The sequence below is a fragment of the Shinella zoogloeoides genome (genome assembly GCF_022682305.1).
GTDB lineage: Bacteria > Pseudomonadota > Alphaproteobacteria > Rhizobiales > Rhizobiaceae > Shinella > Shinella zoogloeoides_B.
Map to the genome: position 1 here is coordinate 3927048 of NZ_CP093528.1, position 16130 is coordinate 3943177.

The 16130-nt window shown below is 63.3% G+C and carries 11 protein-coding genes; 5 read left to right on the forward strand and 6 right to left on the reverse strand.

All coding sequences use genetic code 11. The annotated features are described in order from the left end of the window. Window positions 1–70: 70 nt before the first annotated feature. Complete coding sequence (locus tag MOE34_RS19500) at window positions 71–4852, reverse strand: NAD-glutamate dehydrogenase (RefSeq protein ID WP_242219047.1); 4782 nt, start codon at window positions 4850–4852, stop codon at window positions 71–73. 265 nt (window positions 4853–5117) lie between these two features. On the opposite strand from MOE34_RS19500, the gene pdxY reads away from it, so the two are divergent. Then, window positions 5118–5993 carry a pyridoxal kinase PdxY gene (gene pdxY / locus MOE34_RS19505; RefSeq protein ID WP_242219049.1) on the forward strand — a complete coding sequence of 292 codons (876 nt, stop codon included), beginning with the start codon at window positions 5118–5120 and terminating at the stop codon, window positions 5991–5993. A gap of 113 nt (window positions 5994–6106) precedes the next feature. Then, window positions 6107–6748, forward strand: a complete 642-nt coding sequence (locus MOE34_RS19510) for a carbonic anhydrase (protein ID WP_242219050.1) — start codon at window positions 6107–6109, stop codon at window positions 6746–6748. Window positions 6749–6804: 56 nt separating this feature from the next. On the opposite strand, the gene MOE34_RS19515 is transcribed toward MOE34_RS19510, so the two are convergent. Beyond that, window positions 6805–7464: a YggS family pyridoxal phosphate-dependent enzyme gene (locus MOE34_RS19515; protein WP_242219051.1), complete on the reverse strand. Its 660-nt coding sequence runs from the start codon at window positions 7462–7464 to the stop codon at window positions 6805–6807. Between the two features lie 196 nt (window positions 7465–7660). Between MOE34_RS19515 and leuS the strand changes: the two genes are divergently transcribed. Genes leuS through holA form a run of 3 tightly spaced genes read left to right on the forward strand, consistent with a single transcriptional unit; the run spans window position 7661 to window position 11844 of the window. Continuing rightward, on the forward strand, window positions 7661–10291 hold the full coding sequence (gene leuS, locus MOE34_RS19520) for a leucine--tRNA ligase (protein WP_242219052.1): 2631 nt from the start codon (window positions 7661–7663) through the stop codon (window positions 10289–10291). Further along, entirely contained in the window at window positions 10278–10802 is a 525-nt protein-coding gene (gene lptE, locus MOE34_RS19525; protein ID WP_431522394.1) for an LPS assembly lipoprotein LptE, read from the forward strand. The genes leuS and lptE overlap by 14 nt, the downstream gene beginning before the upstream one ends. A 7-nt stretch (window positions 10803–10809) precedes the next feature. Beyond that, the gene (holA, locus tag MOE34_RS19530; RefSeq protein ID WP_242219053.1) at window positions 10810–11844 is read left to right on the forward strand and encodes a DNA polymerase III subunit delta; all 1035 of its coding nucleotides are present in this window, start codon (window positions 10810–10812) and stop codon (window positions 11842–11844) included. 15 nt (window positions 11845–11859) lie between these two features. Here the strand turns inward: holA and MOE34_RS19535 are convergent, their stop codons facing one another. The 4 genes from MOE34_RS19535 to mnmG are packed head-to-tail and all read right to left on the reverse strand — an operon-like array spanning window position 11860 to window position 16100. Beyond that, window positions 11860–12747, reverse strand: a complete 888-nt coding sequence (locus MOE34_RS19535; RefSeq protein WP_242219054.1) for a ParB/RepB/Spo0J family partition protein — start codon at window positions 12745–12747, stop codon at window positions 11860–11862. Between the two features lie 24 nt (window positions 12748–12771). Next, window positions 12772–13566 (reverse strand): ParA family protein, encoded by a 795-nt coding sequence (locus MOE34_RS19540; RefSeq protein WP_242219056.1) that lies wholly within the window; start codon window positions 13564–13566, stop codon window positions 12772–12774. A gap of 15 nt (window positions 13567–13581) precedes the next feature. Continuing rightward, complete coding sequence (gene rsmG / locus MOE34_RS19545) at window positions 13582–14214, reverse strand: 16S rRNA (guanine(527)-N(7))-methyltransferase RsmG (RefSeq protein WP_242219058.1); 633 nt, start codon at window positions 14212–14214, stop codon at window positions 13582–13584. Beyond that, window positions 14211–16100, reverse strand: coding sequence for a tRNA uridine-5-carboxymethylaminomethyl(34) synthesis enzyme MnmG (gene mnmG, locus MOE34_RS19550; protein WP_242219060.1), 1890 nt, complete (start codon window positions 16098–16100; stop codon window positions 14211–14213). The genes rsmG and mnmG overlap by 4 nt, the downstream gene beginning before the upstream one ends. Window positions 16101–16130: the final 30 nt, after the last annotated feature.

The following is a 16130-nucleotide window of genomic DNA, read 5'->3' on the forward strand; positions in this document are numbered from 1 at the left end:
TGGGGCAACGACCATGCGCCCGTCTGTCGGCTGATGGAAACATGGACCCATCAGCCGGCAGCGGACTGTCTCACTTCGCCCTTTCCTGTGCAAGGTCGCTCAGGATGCCGGCGGCGACGCTGACCTTGGCGAGCGTGGCCTCGCCCGTTTCCGTCAGCGCCGAGAGGTTCGCCGTCACGCGGGCAAGCCGTTCCTTCTCCGCCTGCTGCCAGGCGGCGAGGGGGGCCTTATCGCCCTTGTGGCGGATCAGCACGGCGCTCGAAAGGTCGCGGCGGGCATTGGCGATATCGGTAAGGCTGCGCTGAAGGGCGAGAGCCTCATAGAGATCGCCGGTCGGAATGCGGCCGGCGGCCGAGAGCAGGCGGCCGATATTCAGCGCGGAGCTGATGCCGGCGAAGGTCTGCGCCGTCTTTCCGAGCGTATCGCCGGTCGCCGTCGCGATCAGCATGACTTCCGGCACGAAGGTGAGCGTGGAGAGCGTGGCGATTTCTTCCGCCAGTTCAGCCGGCACGCCTTCGTCCTCATAGGCATGGGCCTTGCGGCGGGCTTCGTCGGCCGCAACCTCCGAAACCAGCGTCGCGAGGTTCGGGCGAAGCTGCTTCAGCGCCTGCCTGAGCTTGTGCACCGCCTGTTCCAGCGGGCCGGAAACCGCGCCCGTCGTCAGGAGCAAGCCGGTGACGGAAGCGTAGATGCGGCCGATCTCCTCATAGAGGTCATTCTGCACCGAGCCGGCGACAACGTTGTCCAGCGCATCGACGCCGGCATAGAGCGCTGCAAGGCCGTAGCCGTCACGGGCGATGATTGCCGCCTTCACCGCATCCGCCGGGCCGAAGCCCGTGCCATCGGTCAGGGTGTTGATGAAGGCCGGGCCACCGCGGTTGATCACCTCGTTGCAGAGGATCGTCGCGATGATCTCGCGGCGCAGGCGATGCGAACGGATATCGTCCGCATAGGCCTTCTGCATCTTGGCCGGGAAGTAGCCCGAAAGGGTCGGCTCGAAATAGGGCTCGTCCGGCAGGTCCGTGTGGATCAGCTCATCGAACAGCACCAGCTTGGCATAGGAGAGCAGCACGCCGATCTCCGGCCGCGTCAGCGGCTTGCCGGCCTGGTAGCGCTCGGCGACCGTACGGTCGTCGGGCAGCGTCTCGACCTTGCGGTTGAGCTGGCCGGCGGCCTCCAGGCGATCCATCAGGCGTGTCAGCGGCGCGCGGTTGGCCGCGCCCTGCTTTTCCGTCAGCGAGATCGCCAGCGACTGCAGGTAGTTGTTGCGCAGCACGAGATGGGCCACCTCGTCCGTCATCGAGGCGAGCAGCACGTTGCGCTTGGCGCGCGTCAGCCGCTCGTCGCGCATGGCCGAGGCGAGCGCGATCTTGATGTTGACCTCGACGTCCGACGAATTCACGCCGGCCGAGTTGTCGATGGCGTCGGAATTGCTGCGGCCGCCCTTGAGGCCGAAGGCGATGCGGCCGCGCTGCGTGACGCCGAGGTTCGCGCCCTCGCCGATGACCTTGGCGCGGACATCCTCGCCGACGATGCGGATCGGATCGTTGGCGCGGTCGCCGACTTCCGCATCCGTCTCGTTCTGGCCGCGGATATAGGTGCCGATACCGCCGAACCAGAGAAGATCGACCGGCGCCTTGAGGATCGCCGTCATGATCTCGAACGGCGTCGCCTTGGCCTTGTCGATGCCGATCACGGCCATGGCTTCCGGCGTCAGCGTCACGGATTTCTCCGTGCGCGGAATGATCATCGCACCCTTGGAGAGCACCGAGCGGTCATAATCCTGCCAGCTCGAGCGCGGCAGGTTGAACATGCGGCGGCGCTCGGCGAAGGACGTATCCGTATCCGGCGAAGGATCGATGAAGATATCGCGGTGGTCGAAAGCCGCGACGAGGCGGATCTTGCGCGACAGCAGCATGCCGTTGCCGAAGACGTCGCCCGACATGTCGCCGACGCCGGCGACGGTGAAGGGCGTCTTCTGGATGTCGATATTCATCTCGCGGAAGTGGCGCTTGACGGTTTCCCAGGCGCCGCGGGCGGTGATGCCCATCTTCTTGTGGTCGTAGCCGGCAGAACCGCCGGACGCGAAGGCGTCGTCGAGCCAGAATCCGGCTTCCTGGGCGAGGCCATTCGCCGTGTCGGAGAAGGTCGCCGTGCCCTTGTCGGCGGCGACGACGAAGTAGGGGTCGTCACCGTCGATGCGGACCGTATCGGCCGGCGGCACTACGTCCTGGCCGACGATATTGTCGGTGACGGAGAGCAGCGTGCGGATATAGGTCTTGTAGGCTTCCGTGCCGGCCTTGAAGATCGCGTCGCGGCTGCCGCCGACGGGAAGCTGCTTCGGATAGAAGCCGCCCTTGGCGCCGACCGGCACGATGACCGAGTTCTTCACCTGCTGCGCTTTCACGAGGCCGAGCACTTCCGTGCGATAGTCCTGCGCGCGGTCCGACCAGCGAAGGCCGCCGCGAGCAACCTTGCCGAAGCGCAGATGCACGCCTTCCACTTCCGCGCCATAGACGAAGACTTCGCGGAAGGGGCGGGGCTCCGGCAGGCCGTCGAGGGCCTTCGGATCGAGCTTGATCGCCAGCGTGCGGCGCGGCCTGCCGTCCGGATCGTTCTGGAAATAGTTGGTGCGCAGCGTCGCCTCGATGGCGTTGACGTAGCGGCGCAGCATCCGGTCCTCGTCGAGGCTCGGCACGTTGGCCAGCGCTCCCTCGATAGCGGCTGCGGCTTCCGCGGATTTCTTCTCGCGCTGGCGGTCCGAAAGCTTCGGGTCGAGGCGGGTGTCGAACAGGCGGAAGAGGTTCGCCGCGATGGCCGGATATTTGTTCAGCGTATCGGCGATGTAACCCTGCGAATAGGCAATGCCTGTCTGGCGCAGGTAGCGCGAGTAGGTGCGCAGCGCCATAATCTCGCGGGCCGAAAGGCCGCCAGTCAGGATCAGGCGGTTCAGCGCGTCGTCGTCCACCTCGCCATGCCAGGCGGCAAGGAAGGCCTCCTCCAGCATCGGGCTGAGCTTGGCAAGATTGACCTCCTGCCCGTCGCGCTGCTTCAACTCCATGTCATGCAGGATGACGCGGCGCTCGCCGCCGTCGAGGCCGACCAGCGTCAGGTCGTGCGTCTGCTCGCTGACGACGTTGAAGCCGAGATTTTCGAGCAGCGGCACACGCCGCGACAGCGAGACCGGCTCGCCGGCATGGAAGATCTTCAGCTCGACCGACGTCAGGTCCGTGTTCCAGGCCTTGCGGTAGAAGGCGATGCGGATCGGATTCTCGGCTGTCGCGGTGGTGATCAGCGTCAGGTCCGCATGGGCCTCGGCCGGGGTGAAGTCCTCCTGATAGCCACGGTCGGTCTCGAGACGCACGCCATCGGCATTGGTGAGCGCCTCGAAACGGTCCGTCCAGCGCGTCGCGATCTCGCGCACGGCCTGTTCCAGCTTTGGCTGCGGGATGCGCGGCGTCTTGCCACCGGAACGGCCGATAATGAAGTGGACACGCGCAAGCCCGCCTTCCGGGAAAGCCGGATAATAGGCGGAGACGCGGCCGTCATAGGCCGACTTCAGGTAGTTGCCGATCTTTTCGCGCACATCCGAGTCATACTGTTCACGCGGAACATAGACGATGACGGAGACGAAGCGGTCGAATCGATCGATACGCGGCAGAACACGGATGCGCGGCCGGTCGGAAAGCTCGTTGATCTGCTCGCAGAAGGTGGCGAGCAGGCCGGTGTCGATCTGGAAGAGATCGTCACGCGGATAGGATTCCAGCGTGTTGATCAGCATCTTGCCGGAATGGCTCTTGGGGTCGTAGCCGAAATGCTCGACCACATGCTCCACCTTGGAGCGCAGCAGCGGGATTTGGCCTGCGGCATGGGTATAGGCGGTTGAGGTGAAGAGGCCGACGATGCGCAGCTCCCCGATCACCTTGCCCTTCTCGTCGAAGCGCTTCAGGCCGACATAGTCCATATAGGCCCGTCGATGCACGACGGACTTCACATTGGCCTTGGTGACGATCAGGAAATCCGGGCCTTCGAGGAATTCGAGGATTTCCGGCGTCGTCGTCACGGCGTCCTTGCCGAGACGCAGCACCCGTACATCGGGATCGGAGAGAATGCCGAGGCCTTCGCCCCCGCGTTCCACGCTCGCCGCCTCGCCCTTGCCGGAATAGCTGTATTCCCGCATGCCGAGGAAGGTGAAATTGTTGCCGCGCAGCCAGTCGAGGAAGGCCAGCGCCTCATCCTTGCCGGGCTTGTCCTTGGCATAACGCGCCATGTCGGCTGTAACGCTGTCCAGCTTTTCCAGCATGGACGGCCAGTCGTCGACGGCAAGGTGCACCTGGTCCAGCACATTGCCGATGCGCTCGGCGAGCGAGGCGGCCTCGGCCGGGCCAAGCTCGGAAAGGTGGATCTCGATATGGCTGACCCGCTGCGTCGGATCGCTTTCCTCTTCCGGCGAGAACAGCTTCGGCGCCTCGCCCGGCGTCACGACGAGGATCGGGTGGATGGCGAGATGGATATCACGATGGGTGCTCGTCACCTCGCCCATCACCGAATCGTAAAGGAACGGCTGGTTGCGGTCGGTGACGGAAAGAACGGAGACCGGCTCACCCTGCGGCCTCACATCGGCGAGCGTGGTAACGGTGACGCGCGGCGCACTGCCGTCCCAGGCCTCGATTTCAGCCATGGCATGGGCGGCGGCGGCGGCCAGCATTTCACCGTTATAATGCTCGATGTCGTCCTTGCTGGCGCGCCCGAAGAGGATGTCGGGATTGAGCGTCCTTGCGCCAAGGGCTGCGGCCGCGGCCTTTGCGGCCTCGATGTGTTTTTCTCGTTTCATGTTGGTCCTGGCACCCATGGAATTCTCCCTCGAATCCGATGCCCGGGACGTTAGCAGAAGAAAAAATACAAGCGACGGAATTTGTGCTTTTGCGAGAAAATTCAATCGATTTTGTCCAAACTAGGTCAGTTTTACTGTCGTTTCGACGTGAAAATCGTGATTTTTCGTCGAAAAGCAGCCAAAAACCTGCTGCAACCGCTCACTCCACTTCTCTTGCCGGAAGGCGAAATATTGACAGGAATGGACCCCCTTGCCATCACTTCGCGAACGAAGGGAGCCGGCTATGAACGAGAGCGGCAAGGGCACGGTCATCGTCATTTCGAGCCATGTGGTGCGCGGTACGGTCGGCAACCGCGCCGCCGTCTTCGCGCTTGAAACCCTCGGCCACCCGGTCTGGGCGCTGCCCACGGTCATCCTGCCCTGGCATCCCGGCCACGGCCGCGCCACGCGCGTCGCCATTTCCAGCGACGATTTCAACGCCATCGTCTCCGATCTCATCCGCGCGCCCTGGCGCGACGAGGTGAAGGCTGTCCTGTCCGGCTATCTCGGCAGCGCCGCGCAGGCCCGTTCCGTCGCAAGGCTCGTCGAGAGCCTGCGGGCGGACAATCCCGACCTTCTCTATATGTGCGACCCCGTCTGTGGCGACGATCGCGGCCTCTACGTGCCCGAGGAAACGGCCACGGCGATCCGCGACAACCTGATCCCGCTGGCCTCCATCGCCACCCCCAACCGCTTCGAGCTTGCCTGGCTCACGGGAACGACGCTGGAGACGAACGCGGCGATCATCGATGCCGCGCTCTCGCTCGGCCCCCCGCGCATGCTCGTCACCTCCGCCCTGCCGATGATGGCCGGCAGCACGGGCAATCTCTACCTTTCCGGCCGCAATGCGCTGCTCGCCGAACACCGCATGATGCCGAACCCGCCGAACGGAACCGGCGACCTGCTTGCGGCAATCTTCCTCTCCCGGCTTATGGAGGACCTTGCCGAGGAGAGGGCGCTGGCGACGGCGACCGCCAGCGTCTTCGAGATCGTCGCCCGCACCGCCAAACGCGGCGCCGACGAACTGACACTGGAGCAGGACGCCTCCAGCATCGCAACCCCGATGGCCATGGTGAACATGCGCCGTCTCCTGCACCCGGCCCAGGCACGCCGGCCCTGAGGCGGGGATACAGGCCCGATCCGGCCTTGCGCCCCGTGCCCCGGAATGGTTTATGCGAGAAGTCGGGTGGGGCCTCATCCGGCGGATCGCTAGAACAGGGGTATTCCGACACCATGAACCGCTTTCCCGATCGTCTTCTGAATGGCTATCGCAACTTCATGTCCGGCCGTTATGCCGAGCAGTCGGCGCGCTACAGGGCGTTGGCCGAGACCGGCCAGAAACCGAAAACGCTCGTGATCGCCTGTTGCGATTCCCGCGCCGCGCCGGAAACGATCTTCGACAGCGGGCCGGGCGAACTCTTCGTGGTGCGTAATGTCGCCAATCTCGTTCCGCCCTACGAGCCGGACGGCCAGTTCCACGCCACATCCGCCGCCCTCGAATTCGCCGTGCAGTCGTTGAAGGTCACCGATATCCTCGTGATGGGCCACGGCCGCTGCGGCGGCATTTCGGCCGCTCTCGACCCGGATGCCGAACCACTTTCGCCCGGCGATTTCATCGGCAAGTGGATGGGCATGCTGAAGCCCGTCGCCGAGCAGCTCCAGGGCGCGGGCATCCTCACCCAGGCCGAGCGCCAGCGCGCCCTTGAGCGCGTTTCCATCCGCAATTCCATCACCAATCTCAGGACGTTCCCCTGCGTGCGCATCCTGGAGGAGAAGGGCCGTATCCAGCTGCACGGCGCCTGGTTCGATATCTCGACCGGCGAACTCTGGATCATGGACGCCGCGACAGGCGATTTCAAACGCCCGAGCGCGTGACGAAAAGCCCGGCGTGAAAACCGCGCCGGGCTTTTCGTCACGCTACGAAGCAAAATTCAGCGCGTGCCAAAAATCGCCGAGCCGACGCGCACGCTTGTCGCGCCGAAACCGATGGCGACATCGTAATCGCCCGACATGCCCATGGAGAGCTTGTCGAGATTGCAGCGCCCGGCAAGTTTGGCGAGCAGCGCGAAATGCGGGCCGGGATTCTCGTCCGCCGGCGGAATGCACATCAGCCCCTCGATGGTGAGACCCAGCTCTTCCCGGCAGAAGGCTACGAAGGCGACCGTATCGTCCGGCGCAATGCCGGCCTTCTGCGGCTCGAGGCCGGTATTGACCTGGACATAGAGCCGCAGCGCGCGGCCCTGCTTCTGCATTTCGTCGGCAAGCGCCCGCGCGATCTTCTCCCGGTCCACCGTCTCGATGACGTCGAAGAGCGCCACGGCCTCTGCCGCCTTGTTGGACTGCAGCGGGCCGATCAGGTGCAGCTCGATGCCGGCCGTCTCCTCGCGAAGGCCCGGCCACTTGCCCTGCGCCTCCTGCACGCGGTTCTCGCCGAAGACACGCTGGCCCGCTGCGATCGCTGGCCGTATCGCCTCGGCGTCGAAGGTCTTCGATACCGCCACAAGCGTGACCGCCTCCGGCTTGCGGCTGGCCTCGGCCGCGGCCTTGCGCATCCGGCTACGCACATCTTCGAGACGATCCTGAAGGTCCATGGTCATTCTCCATCGGCTGTCGAATGCCGGACCTAGCGAAATTGGCGGCGCTTGCCAAGCGCGCGCGGCGCGGCAAACCCGCGGCGGGCCGGAAAACTTGACGCTTCGGCGGTTTCATGATGAAGGTCTCGGCACCATATTCGCATGGGCGGACCGCCCGCCAAAACCTCCAAAAGACTTCCGGAACATCAAAGACATGGCCACCGAACGTTACAATCCGCGCGATGCCGAACCCCGCTGGCAGGCAAAATGGAACGAAGACGACGTCTTCCTGACGAAGAACGACGATCCGCGCGAGAAGTACTACGTCCTCGAGATGTTCCCCTATCCGTCGGGCCGCATTCATATGGGCCATGTGCGCAACTACGCCATGGGCGACGTCGTCGCCCGCTACAAGCGCGCGCGCGGTTACAACGTCCTGCACCCGATGGGCTGGGACGCTTTCGGCATGCCCGCCGAGAACGCCGCCATGCAGAACAAGGTCCACCCGAAGGGCTGGACCTACGAAAACATCGCGACAATGCGCAAGCAATTGAAATCCATGGGCCTGTCACTCGACTGGTCGCGTGAATTCGCCACCTGCGACGTCGATTACTATCACCGCCAGCAGCATCTCTTCCTCGATTTCCTGGAAAAGAACCTCGTCTACCGCAAGCAGTCCAAGGTGAACTGGGACCCGGTCGATCACACCGTTCTCGCCAACGAGCAGGTCATCGACGGACGCGGCTGGCGTTCCGGCGCGCTCGTCGAGCAGCGCGAGCTGACCCAGTGGTTCTTCCGCATCACGGATTTCAGCCAGGACCTGCTCGATTCGCTGGAAACGCTCGACCAGTGGCCGGAAAAGGTCCGACTGATGCAGAAGAACTGGATCGGCCGTTCGGAAGGCATGCTGGTGCGCTGGGAGGTGACCGAAGGCACGGGCCTGACGAGCGAGAAGGACGTCACCGTCTACACGACGCGCCCAGACACGCTGTTCGGCGCCTCGTTCCTTGCCATTTCCGCCGATCATCCGCTGGCGAAGGAAGTCTCGGCGAAGAGTGCCGAGATCATGGCCTTCTGCGAGGAGTGCCGCCGCGCCGGCACCTCGCTCGCCGCGCTCGAAACCGCCGAGAAGAAGGGTATGGATACCGGTATCCGCGTGCGCCATCCCTTCGATCCCACCTGGGAGCTACCGGTCTATGTCGCGAACTTCGTGCTGATGGACTACGGCACGGGCGCCATCTTCGGCTGCCCCTCCGGTGATCAGCGCGACCTCGACTTCGCCCGCAAATACGATCTGCCGGTCGTGCCGGTCGTCATGCCGAAGGACGGCGACGCCGCCACCTTCGCCATTGCCGACGAGGCCTATGTCGGCGACGGCGTGATGATCAACTCCCGCTTCCTGGACGGCCTTGGCACCGAGGAAGCCTTCGAGGAGGTTGCAAAGCGCCTCACCGCCGCCACGCTCGGCAATGCGCCGGTGGCCGAGCGCAAGGTGAATTTCCGCCTGCGCGACTGGGGCATCTCGCGCCAGCGCTATTGGGGCTGCCCGATCCCGGTCATCCATTGCGACGATTGCGGCGTTGTTCCCGTTCCCAAGGCCGACCTCCCGGTCAAGCTGCCCGACGACGTCACCTTCGACAAGCCGGGCAATCCGCTCGACCGCCATCCGACCTGGCGTCACATCGCCTGCCCGCATTGCGGCAAGGACGCCCGCCGCGAGACGGACACGATGGATACCTTCGTTGACTCGTCCTGGTATTTCGCCCGCTTCACCGCCCCTTGGGAAAACGACCCGACGGATCCGGCTGCAGCCAATGCCTGGCTACCGGTCGACCAGTATATCGGCGGTATCGAGCATGCGATCCTGCATCTCCTCTATTCGCGCTTCTTCACTCGTGCCATGCAGGTCGCCGGCCATCTCGACCTGAAGGAGCCTTTCAAGGGCCTCTTCACCCAGGGCATGGTCGTGCACGAAACCTATAGCCGCGCCGTCGACGGCAAGCGGGAATGGGTGACGCCGGCTGAAATCCATATCGAGGAAGTGGACGGCAAACGCCGTGCGACGCATCTCGAATCCGGCGAAGAAATCGCCATCGGCTCCATCGAGAAGATGTCGAAGTCGAAGAAGAATGTCGTCGATCCGGACGATATCATCGCCTCCTACGGTGCCGATACGGCCCGCTTCTTCGTGCTCTCCGACTCCCCGCCGGATCGTGACGTCATCTGGTCGGAAGCCGGCGTCGAAGGCGCCCACCGTTTCGTCCAGCGCGTCTGGCGCCTGATCGGCGAAGCCGCGCCCGCCCTCAAGGCCGCCGAAGGCCGACCGGGCGTGGATGGCGAGGCGCTGGCCGTCTCGCAGGCCGCGCACAGGACGCTCAAGGCGGTCCAGGGCGATTACGACAAGCTCGCCTTCAACAAGGCCGTCGCACGCATCTACGAATTCGTCAACGCGCTCGCCGCGCCGCTGGCGAGCGCCGCGGCCGGCAAGGCCTCGTCCGATCTCGTCTCCGCGTTGCGCGAGGCCGTGGGCATCCTGATCCGCATCGTCGCGCCGATGACGCCGCATCTTGCGGAAGAATGCTGGCGCGAAATCGGTGGGGAAGGGCTCGTCGCCACCTCCGCCTGGCCGGCCTATGCCGATAGCCTGGTCGCCGAGAACGAGGTCACCCTGCCGGTGCAGATCAACGGCAAGAAGCGGGCGGATTTGACAATCGCCCGCGACGCGGACCAGAGTGCCGTGGAAGCGGCCGTTCTGGCGCTGGAGGCCGTGCAGACGGCGCTCGGCGGCCAGAAGCCCAAGAAGATCATCGTCGTACCGCAGAGGATCGTGAATGTTGTTGTCTGACGGAACCGGTCTCTCGCGGCTCGCCAAGGCGCTTGCCGGCGTTGCCCTTATCGGCATGCTCGCCGGCTGCCAGGTGCGGCCGCTCTATTCCACGCCGGGCGGAACGGAAGGCAAGCTCGCCTCCATCTCGATTTCGGAGGCAGGCGACCGTGTGGAGCAGCAAGTCAGGAACGACCTGATCTTCCTCTTCGCCGGCGGCGCAGGCGAACCGCAGAACGCCGTCTATCATCTGGAAATGGACGTCACCGTCCGAACCGTTGGCGTACTCAACGACGTGAGGGACGATATCGCCCGGTCCGGCCGGGTCACCGTTACAGCGGACTACAATCTCACGAGGGCCGACTCCGGCGAAACACTGGCCTCCGGCAAGCGCTCGGCGGTTGCGATGGTCGATTTCCCGGCTCAGGAATTTGCCAAGCTGCGCGCCGTCCGCGATGCGGAAAACCGCGGAGCGCGCGAGCTTGCCGAGTTGATCCGCGCCGACGTCGCTTCGGCGCTGGCGCGCCGCTGAGCCGGCTATGGCGGAAGTCAAGTCGCACGAGTTCGATGCTTTCGCAAAGCGGAAGCCCTTGCCCGTGCGGCTTTTCCTCATCTACGGACCAGACCGTGGCCTGGTTTCCGAGCGCGCGGCCACTCTTGCCGCCACGAGCGGCGTCAATCTCGATGACGCCTTCTCCGTCGTCAAACTGGACGCCAGCGATATCGGCAACCAGCCCGGCCGCCTGATCGACGAAATGAACGCCATCGGCCTTTTCGGCGGTGAGCGCCTCGTCTGGATCCGCAATGCCGGCAGCGAGAAGGGTCTTTCCGATGGTCTCGACATCCTCGCCGGCCAGCCTCCCGGTCCTTCCACGCTCATCATCGAGGCCGGCGACCTGAAGAAGGGGGCCGCGCTGCGCAAGGTGGCCGAATCGGCATCACAAGCCGTCGCCATCGCCTGCTACGCGGACGACGGGCGCGCCCTCCAGGCGTTGATCGATCAGGAGCTGACCGCGGAAGGGCTGCGCATTTCACCCGCCGCTCGGGAACGCCTGATGGAAACCATCGGTGGCGACCGGCTCGCTTCGCGCAACGAGGTGCGCAAGCTCGCGCTCTATTGCCGCGGCAAGGAGCTGATTGAGGAGGAGGACGTGGAGGAGATCGTTGGCGACGCCAGTGCGATTTCCACGGACGACGCCATCGACGCCATCCTGAAGGGCGACCGCGAAGGCTTTCTCCACGCGATCCAGAAGATCGTATCCTCCAAGACACCGGTCTTCCTCGTCCTGCAGGGGTGCTTGCGCCAGTTCCAGCTCCTGGAACTGATGAGGGCGGAAATGGACGAGAAGCGCGCGCCTGCCGCGCAGGCAATGGCGACGCTCGGTCGTCATCTGCATTTCCGCCGCAAGCCTATTGTCGAGAATGCCCTGAAGACATGGACCGGCCCCGCTATCCGCCGGGAAACCCAGCGCCTTCAGGGCGCGATCCTGCAAAGCCGCCAGCGTCCGGCTCTCGAGGATACGATCGCCATGCAGACGATGCTGGCGACCGTACTTCAATCCGGAAGGCGCTGAATCCGGCTAAGAAAATTATCGCCGCTCAAGAAGCCGGCAGATTTCTTCCAACTGTTCCAATGTCTTGTAAGCAATGCGGAGATGGCCGCCGTTGCCCTTGTGATTCACACTGACTTCGAGGCCGAGTACGTCCGACAGCGTACGCTCCAGCGCCAGCGTATCGGTGTCCTTCTCTTCCTTGCGCCCCTGTACCGGTGTCGGATCGACCTGTGCCTTGATATCGTTTTGCGCAATCCGCTCGGCATCGCGAACGGACATGCCCTTGGCTACAATGGTCTTCGCCAGAGCGGTCGGATCGGAAGTCGGGATAAGGGCGCGGGCATGGCCTGCGGAGAGCGTGCCGGAGGCCAGCATATCGCGAACGGGTTCCGGCAGCTTCAACAGGCGAAGACTGTTGGCCACATGGCTGCGGCTCTTGCCGATGATCTCGCCAAGATCGTTCTGCGTATAGCCATGGTCGGCGATCAACAGCTCATACCCCATCGCCTCTTCCAGCGGGTTGAGGTCGGAGCGCTGCACATTCTCCACGATGGCGATTTCCAGCGCGGTCCGGTCGTCGACATCCCGGATGATCACGGGAATATCGGTTAGCCCGGCGAGCTGTGCCGCCCGCCAGCGGCGTTCACCCGCGATAATCTCGAAGCGGTTGTCCGCGATGGTACGGACCACAACCGGCTGAACGATGCCGTGCTGGCGGATCGAAGAGGCAAGGTCCTGCAATTCCGATTCATCGAAATAGCGGCGCGGGTTGCGCGGGTTACGGCCGACAAATTCGATCGGCACCAGCCGGTCCGGATTGACCGTCGACTGACTGCCGACATCGGCAGCCGGGAGCTGGTCCATTTCACCGATCAGCGCAGCCAGGCCGCGGCCGAGGCGCCGTTTGGAATTGTCATCGTTCATCGGCTCTACTCACAGATACTGAATTCAGGCAGCCTTGCGCTGCCTTTCCCGCTGGATCACTTCGGAAGCAAGCTGAAGATAGGCCTGGCTTCCGGCGCATTTGAGATCGTAGAGGATGGCCGGCTTCCCGTAGGAGGGGGCCTCCGAGACGCGCACATTGCGCGGAATGAGCGTATGATAGACTTTCTCACCCAGATGGGTGCGAACGTCGTTGACCACCTGCTGCGCAAGATTATTGCGCGAATCGAACATGGTCAGCACGATACCCTGGATGTCGAGCCGTGGATTGACCGTACGGCGCACCTGATCGACCGTCTCCAGCAACTGGCTAAGCCCCTCCAGAGCGAAGAACTCGCATTGCAGGGGAACAAGAACAGAGTGGGCGGCGGCGAGCGCGTTCATGGTCAGAAGATTGAACGACGGCGGGCAATCGACCAGCACGTAAGAGTAAGACAACGCGTCCGCGGCGGCGAGGGCGCGCTTCAGGCGGAAGACGCGATCGCTCTGCTGGGCGATCTCCATCTCGATACCGAGCAGGTCCATGGTGGACGGAATGATCGAGAGGTTCGGCACGGCGGTTTCCAGCGCCGTATCGGCAACGCTGTGGCTACCGATCAGAAGATCGTACGAGGACAGTTCACGGCTTCGGCGGTCGATGCCGAGACCTGTGCTGGCATTGCCCTGCGGATCGAGGTCGACAATGAGCACCCGTTCGCCGATTGCGGCAAGCGCGGTCGCCAGATTGATGGCCGTCGTCGTCTTGCCGACGCCGCCCTTCTGGTTGGCAATGGTGATGACCCGGTTCTTCTCGCCTATCATGGACGCCGCCAATCACTAAGGTTTTTGCGAAAGATTCGACAATTCGAGCACAACGGAATCTTGCTCGACGATACTGGCATGTTTTACCAGATCGAATCTCCACCGACCAAGCGCTTTATCGATCTCCCGCTGGTAATCCCGGCCTTTGTGCAGGAAAAACCGAAGGTCCGCATTACGTTCGGCCCAGGGAAGACCGAACTCCATCAGGAGATCAAGATCCGCCAGGGCCCGCGCCGAGATCGCATCGCACCGCTCGATGATCGCCGGAGCCTCCTCGATACGGATCGCATGAACCGAAGCACGAGCGCCCGTTTCCAGTATGGCTCGCCTTAGGAAGGCTGCCTTCTTGTTGTTGCTTTCGACCAGATGAACCCAACCATCTCCAATGCCGGCCAGCAGAATTCCGGTGACGATGCCCGGAAATCCTCCACCGCTTCCCAGATCGACCCAATTGCGGGCGCCGGGATGAAGCGCAAAAATCTGCGCACTATCGACGATATGCCTGTTCCAGGTCTCCGCCAGGGTCGACGGCGCGACGAGGTTGATCGTCTTCGCCCATTTCTGGAAGAGGGCGACGAAGGTGTCGAGCCGGTCTTTGGTTTCACGTGAAACATCGAGGTGGCTCAACGCGCGCGGGAAGGAACTCATGCGTTTGCGGTCCGCTGTGTCTGGCCGGTGGGAAGGCGCTTAAGATGGGCAAGGAGAAGCGTGAGCGCTGCCGGCGTCATGCCGTCCACGCGCGCCGCCTGCGCGAGATTGGATGGACGAGCGACAGTCAGCTTCTGACGCAGCTCGATAGAAAGCCCCGGTAGCAGGCTGAAATCGAAATCGTCGGGAATCCGGCGCTCCTCCTCCCGTCGCGCCTCCGAGATGTCCGCCTCCTGCCGGTTCATATAAACCGCATAGCCGGCCTCAATCTCGACAGCTTCACTGACACGAAGGGAGAACCCACCAAGCTCTTGCGGCCAAATCCTTGCCAAACGGGCATAGTCAATATCGGGATAAGCGAGAAGATCGTAGGCGCTACGGCGAACGCCGTCCTGATTGATCCGGATGCCATGCGTCCCCGCTTCGTTTGGAGACAGCTTCAAAGCCTGGAGTTGATCGCGCGCCGCCTGCATTTCATCCGACCATGCCATGAACCTATCCCGACGCCTGGTCGCAACCAGGCCAAGCTCGATACCGAGTGGCGTCAGGCGCACATCCGCATTGTCCGCCCGCAGGGACAGGCGGTACTCAGCCCTCGAGGTGAACATGCGATAGGGTTCCGTCACGCCTCGTGAGGTCAAGTCATCAATCATGACGCCAATATAGCTGTCCGTACGGCTGAAGATGTGCCCCTCACCATTCCCGGCGCAGCGCGCCGCGTTCAGCCCGGCTACCAGCCCCTGTGCCGCCGCCTCCTCATATCCCGTCGTGCCGTTGATCTGGCCCGCGAGGAAGAGACCAGGCTGCCGCTTTACTTCCAGCGTCGCGGAAAGCTCGCGAGGATCGACATGGTCGTACTCAATCGCATAGCCCGGTTGCAGAATGGAAACCCGCTCCAGGCCCGGAATGGTTCGAATAAATGCGTCCTGTATGTCAGCGGGGAGGGACGTGGAAATGCCGTTCGGATAGACTGTGTCGTCATCCAGGCCTTCCGGCTCCAGGAAAATCTGGTGGCCGTCCCGCTCGCCAAATTTGACGATCTTGTCTTCGATCGAGGGGCAGTAACGCGGGCCGACGCCTTCGATCTGTCCCGAATACATCGCGGACTTGCCGATATTTTCCTCGATGATGCGGTGAGTCACCGGTGTCGTCCGCGTCACGCCGCATTCGATCTGCGGCGTGGTGATCCGGTCCGTCATGAACGAGAAAGGAACTGGCTCTTCATCCGCAGCCTGGCGGCCGACGGCGGACCAATCGATCGTGCGACCGTCAAGCCGGGCGGGCGTGCCCGTCTTCAAGCGTCCAAGCCTTAGCCCGAGCCGCTCGAAGGTCGCTGACAGGCCCATCGACGGTTCCTCTCCGACGCGCCCGGCTGGAATCTTTTCGTTTCCGATATGAATAAGGCCACGCAAAAAGGTACCGGTCGTAATAACAATCGCTCGGCATGCAAGCCGGCGGCCATCCTTAAGAACAATCCCGGAAATTACATTGCTCTGGAAATCGATATCGAAAGCGTTTCCTTCGACAATATCGAGATTCGCAATGGCCGCAATTTCAGCCTGCATGGCTTCACGATAGAGACGCCTGTCAGCCTGGGTGCGAGGGCCACGAACCGCCGGCCCCTTTCGCCGATTGAGCAAACGGAACTGTATACCGGCACGGTCGGCCACGCGTCCCATCAACCCATCGAGCGCATCGACCTCACGGACAAGGTGACCCTTGCCGAGACCGCCAATGGCTGGATTACAGGACATCACGCCTATCGTTGCCGCCTTATGCGTAACCAATGCCGTTCGCGCACCGATCCGGGCAGCCGCAGCCGCAGCCTCGACGCCGGCATGCCCGCCGCCAACCACAACCACATCATAATCCATGATATCCGCCATACTTACCTACCTGTTTCACGTGAAACGTTC

Coding starts and splice junctions, on each gene's coding strand:
- MOE34_RS19500 (WP_242219047.1), bottom strand. CDS start 4,852: ATGGGTGCCAGGACCAACATGAAACGAGAAAAACACATCGAGGCCGCA.
- pdxY (WP_242219049.1), top strand. CDS start 5,118: ATGAACGAGAGCGGCAAGGGCACGGTCATCGTCATTTCGAGCCATGTG.
- MOE34_RS19510 (WP_242219050.1), top strand. CDS start 6,107: ATGAACCGCTTTCCCGATCGTCTTCTGAATGGCTATCGCAACTTCATG.
- MOE34_RS19515 (WP_242219051.1), bottom strand. CDS start 7,464: ATGGACCTTCAGGATCGTCTCGAAGATGTGCGTAGCCGGATGCGCAAG.
- leuS (WP_242219052.1), top strand. CDS start 7,661: ATGGCCACCGAACGTTACAATCCGCGCGATGCCGAACCCCGCTGGCAG.
- lptE (WP_431522394.1), top strand. CDS start 10,278: ATGTTGTTGTCTGACGGAACCGGTCTCTCGCGGCTCGCCAAGGCGCTT.
- holA (WP_242219053.1), top strand. CDS start 10,810: ATGGCGGAAGTCAAGTCGCACGAGTTCGATGCTTTCGCAAAGCGGAAG.
- MOE34_RS19535 (WP_242219054.1), bottom strand. CDS start 12,747: ATGAACGATGACAATTCCAAACGGCGCCTCGGCCGCGGCCTGGCTGCG.
- MOE34_RS19540 (WP_242219056.1), bottom strand. CDS start 13,566: ATGATAGGCGAGAAGAACCGGGTCATCACCATTGCCAACCAGAAGGGC.
- rsmG (WP_242219058.1), bottom strand. CDS start 14,214: ATGAGTTCCTTCCCGCGCGCGTTGAGCCACCTCGATGTTTCACGTGAA.
- mnmG (WP_242219060.1), bottom strand. CDS start 16,100: ATGGCGGATATCATGGATTATGATGTGGTTGTGGTTGGCGGCGGGCAT.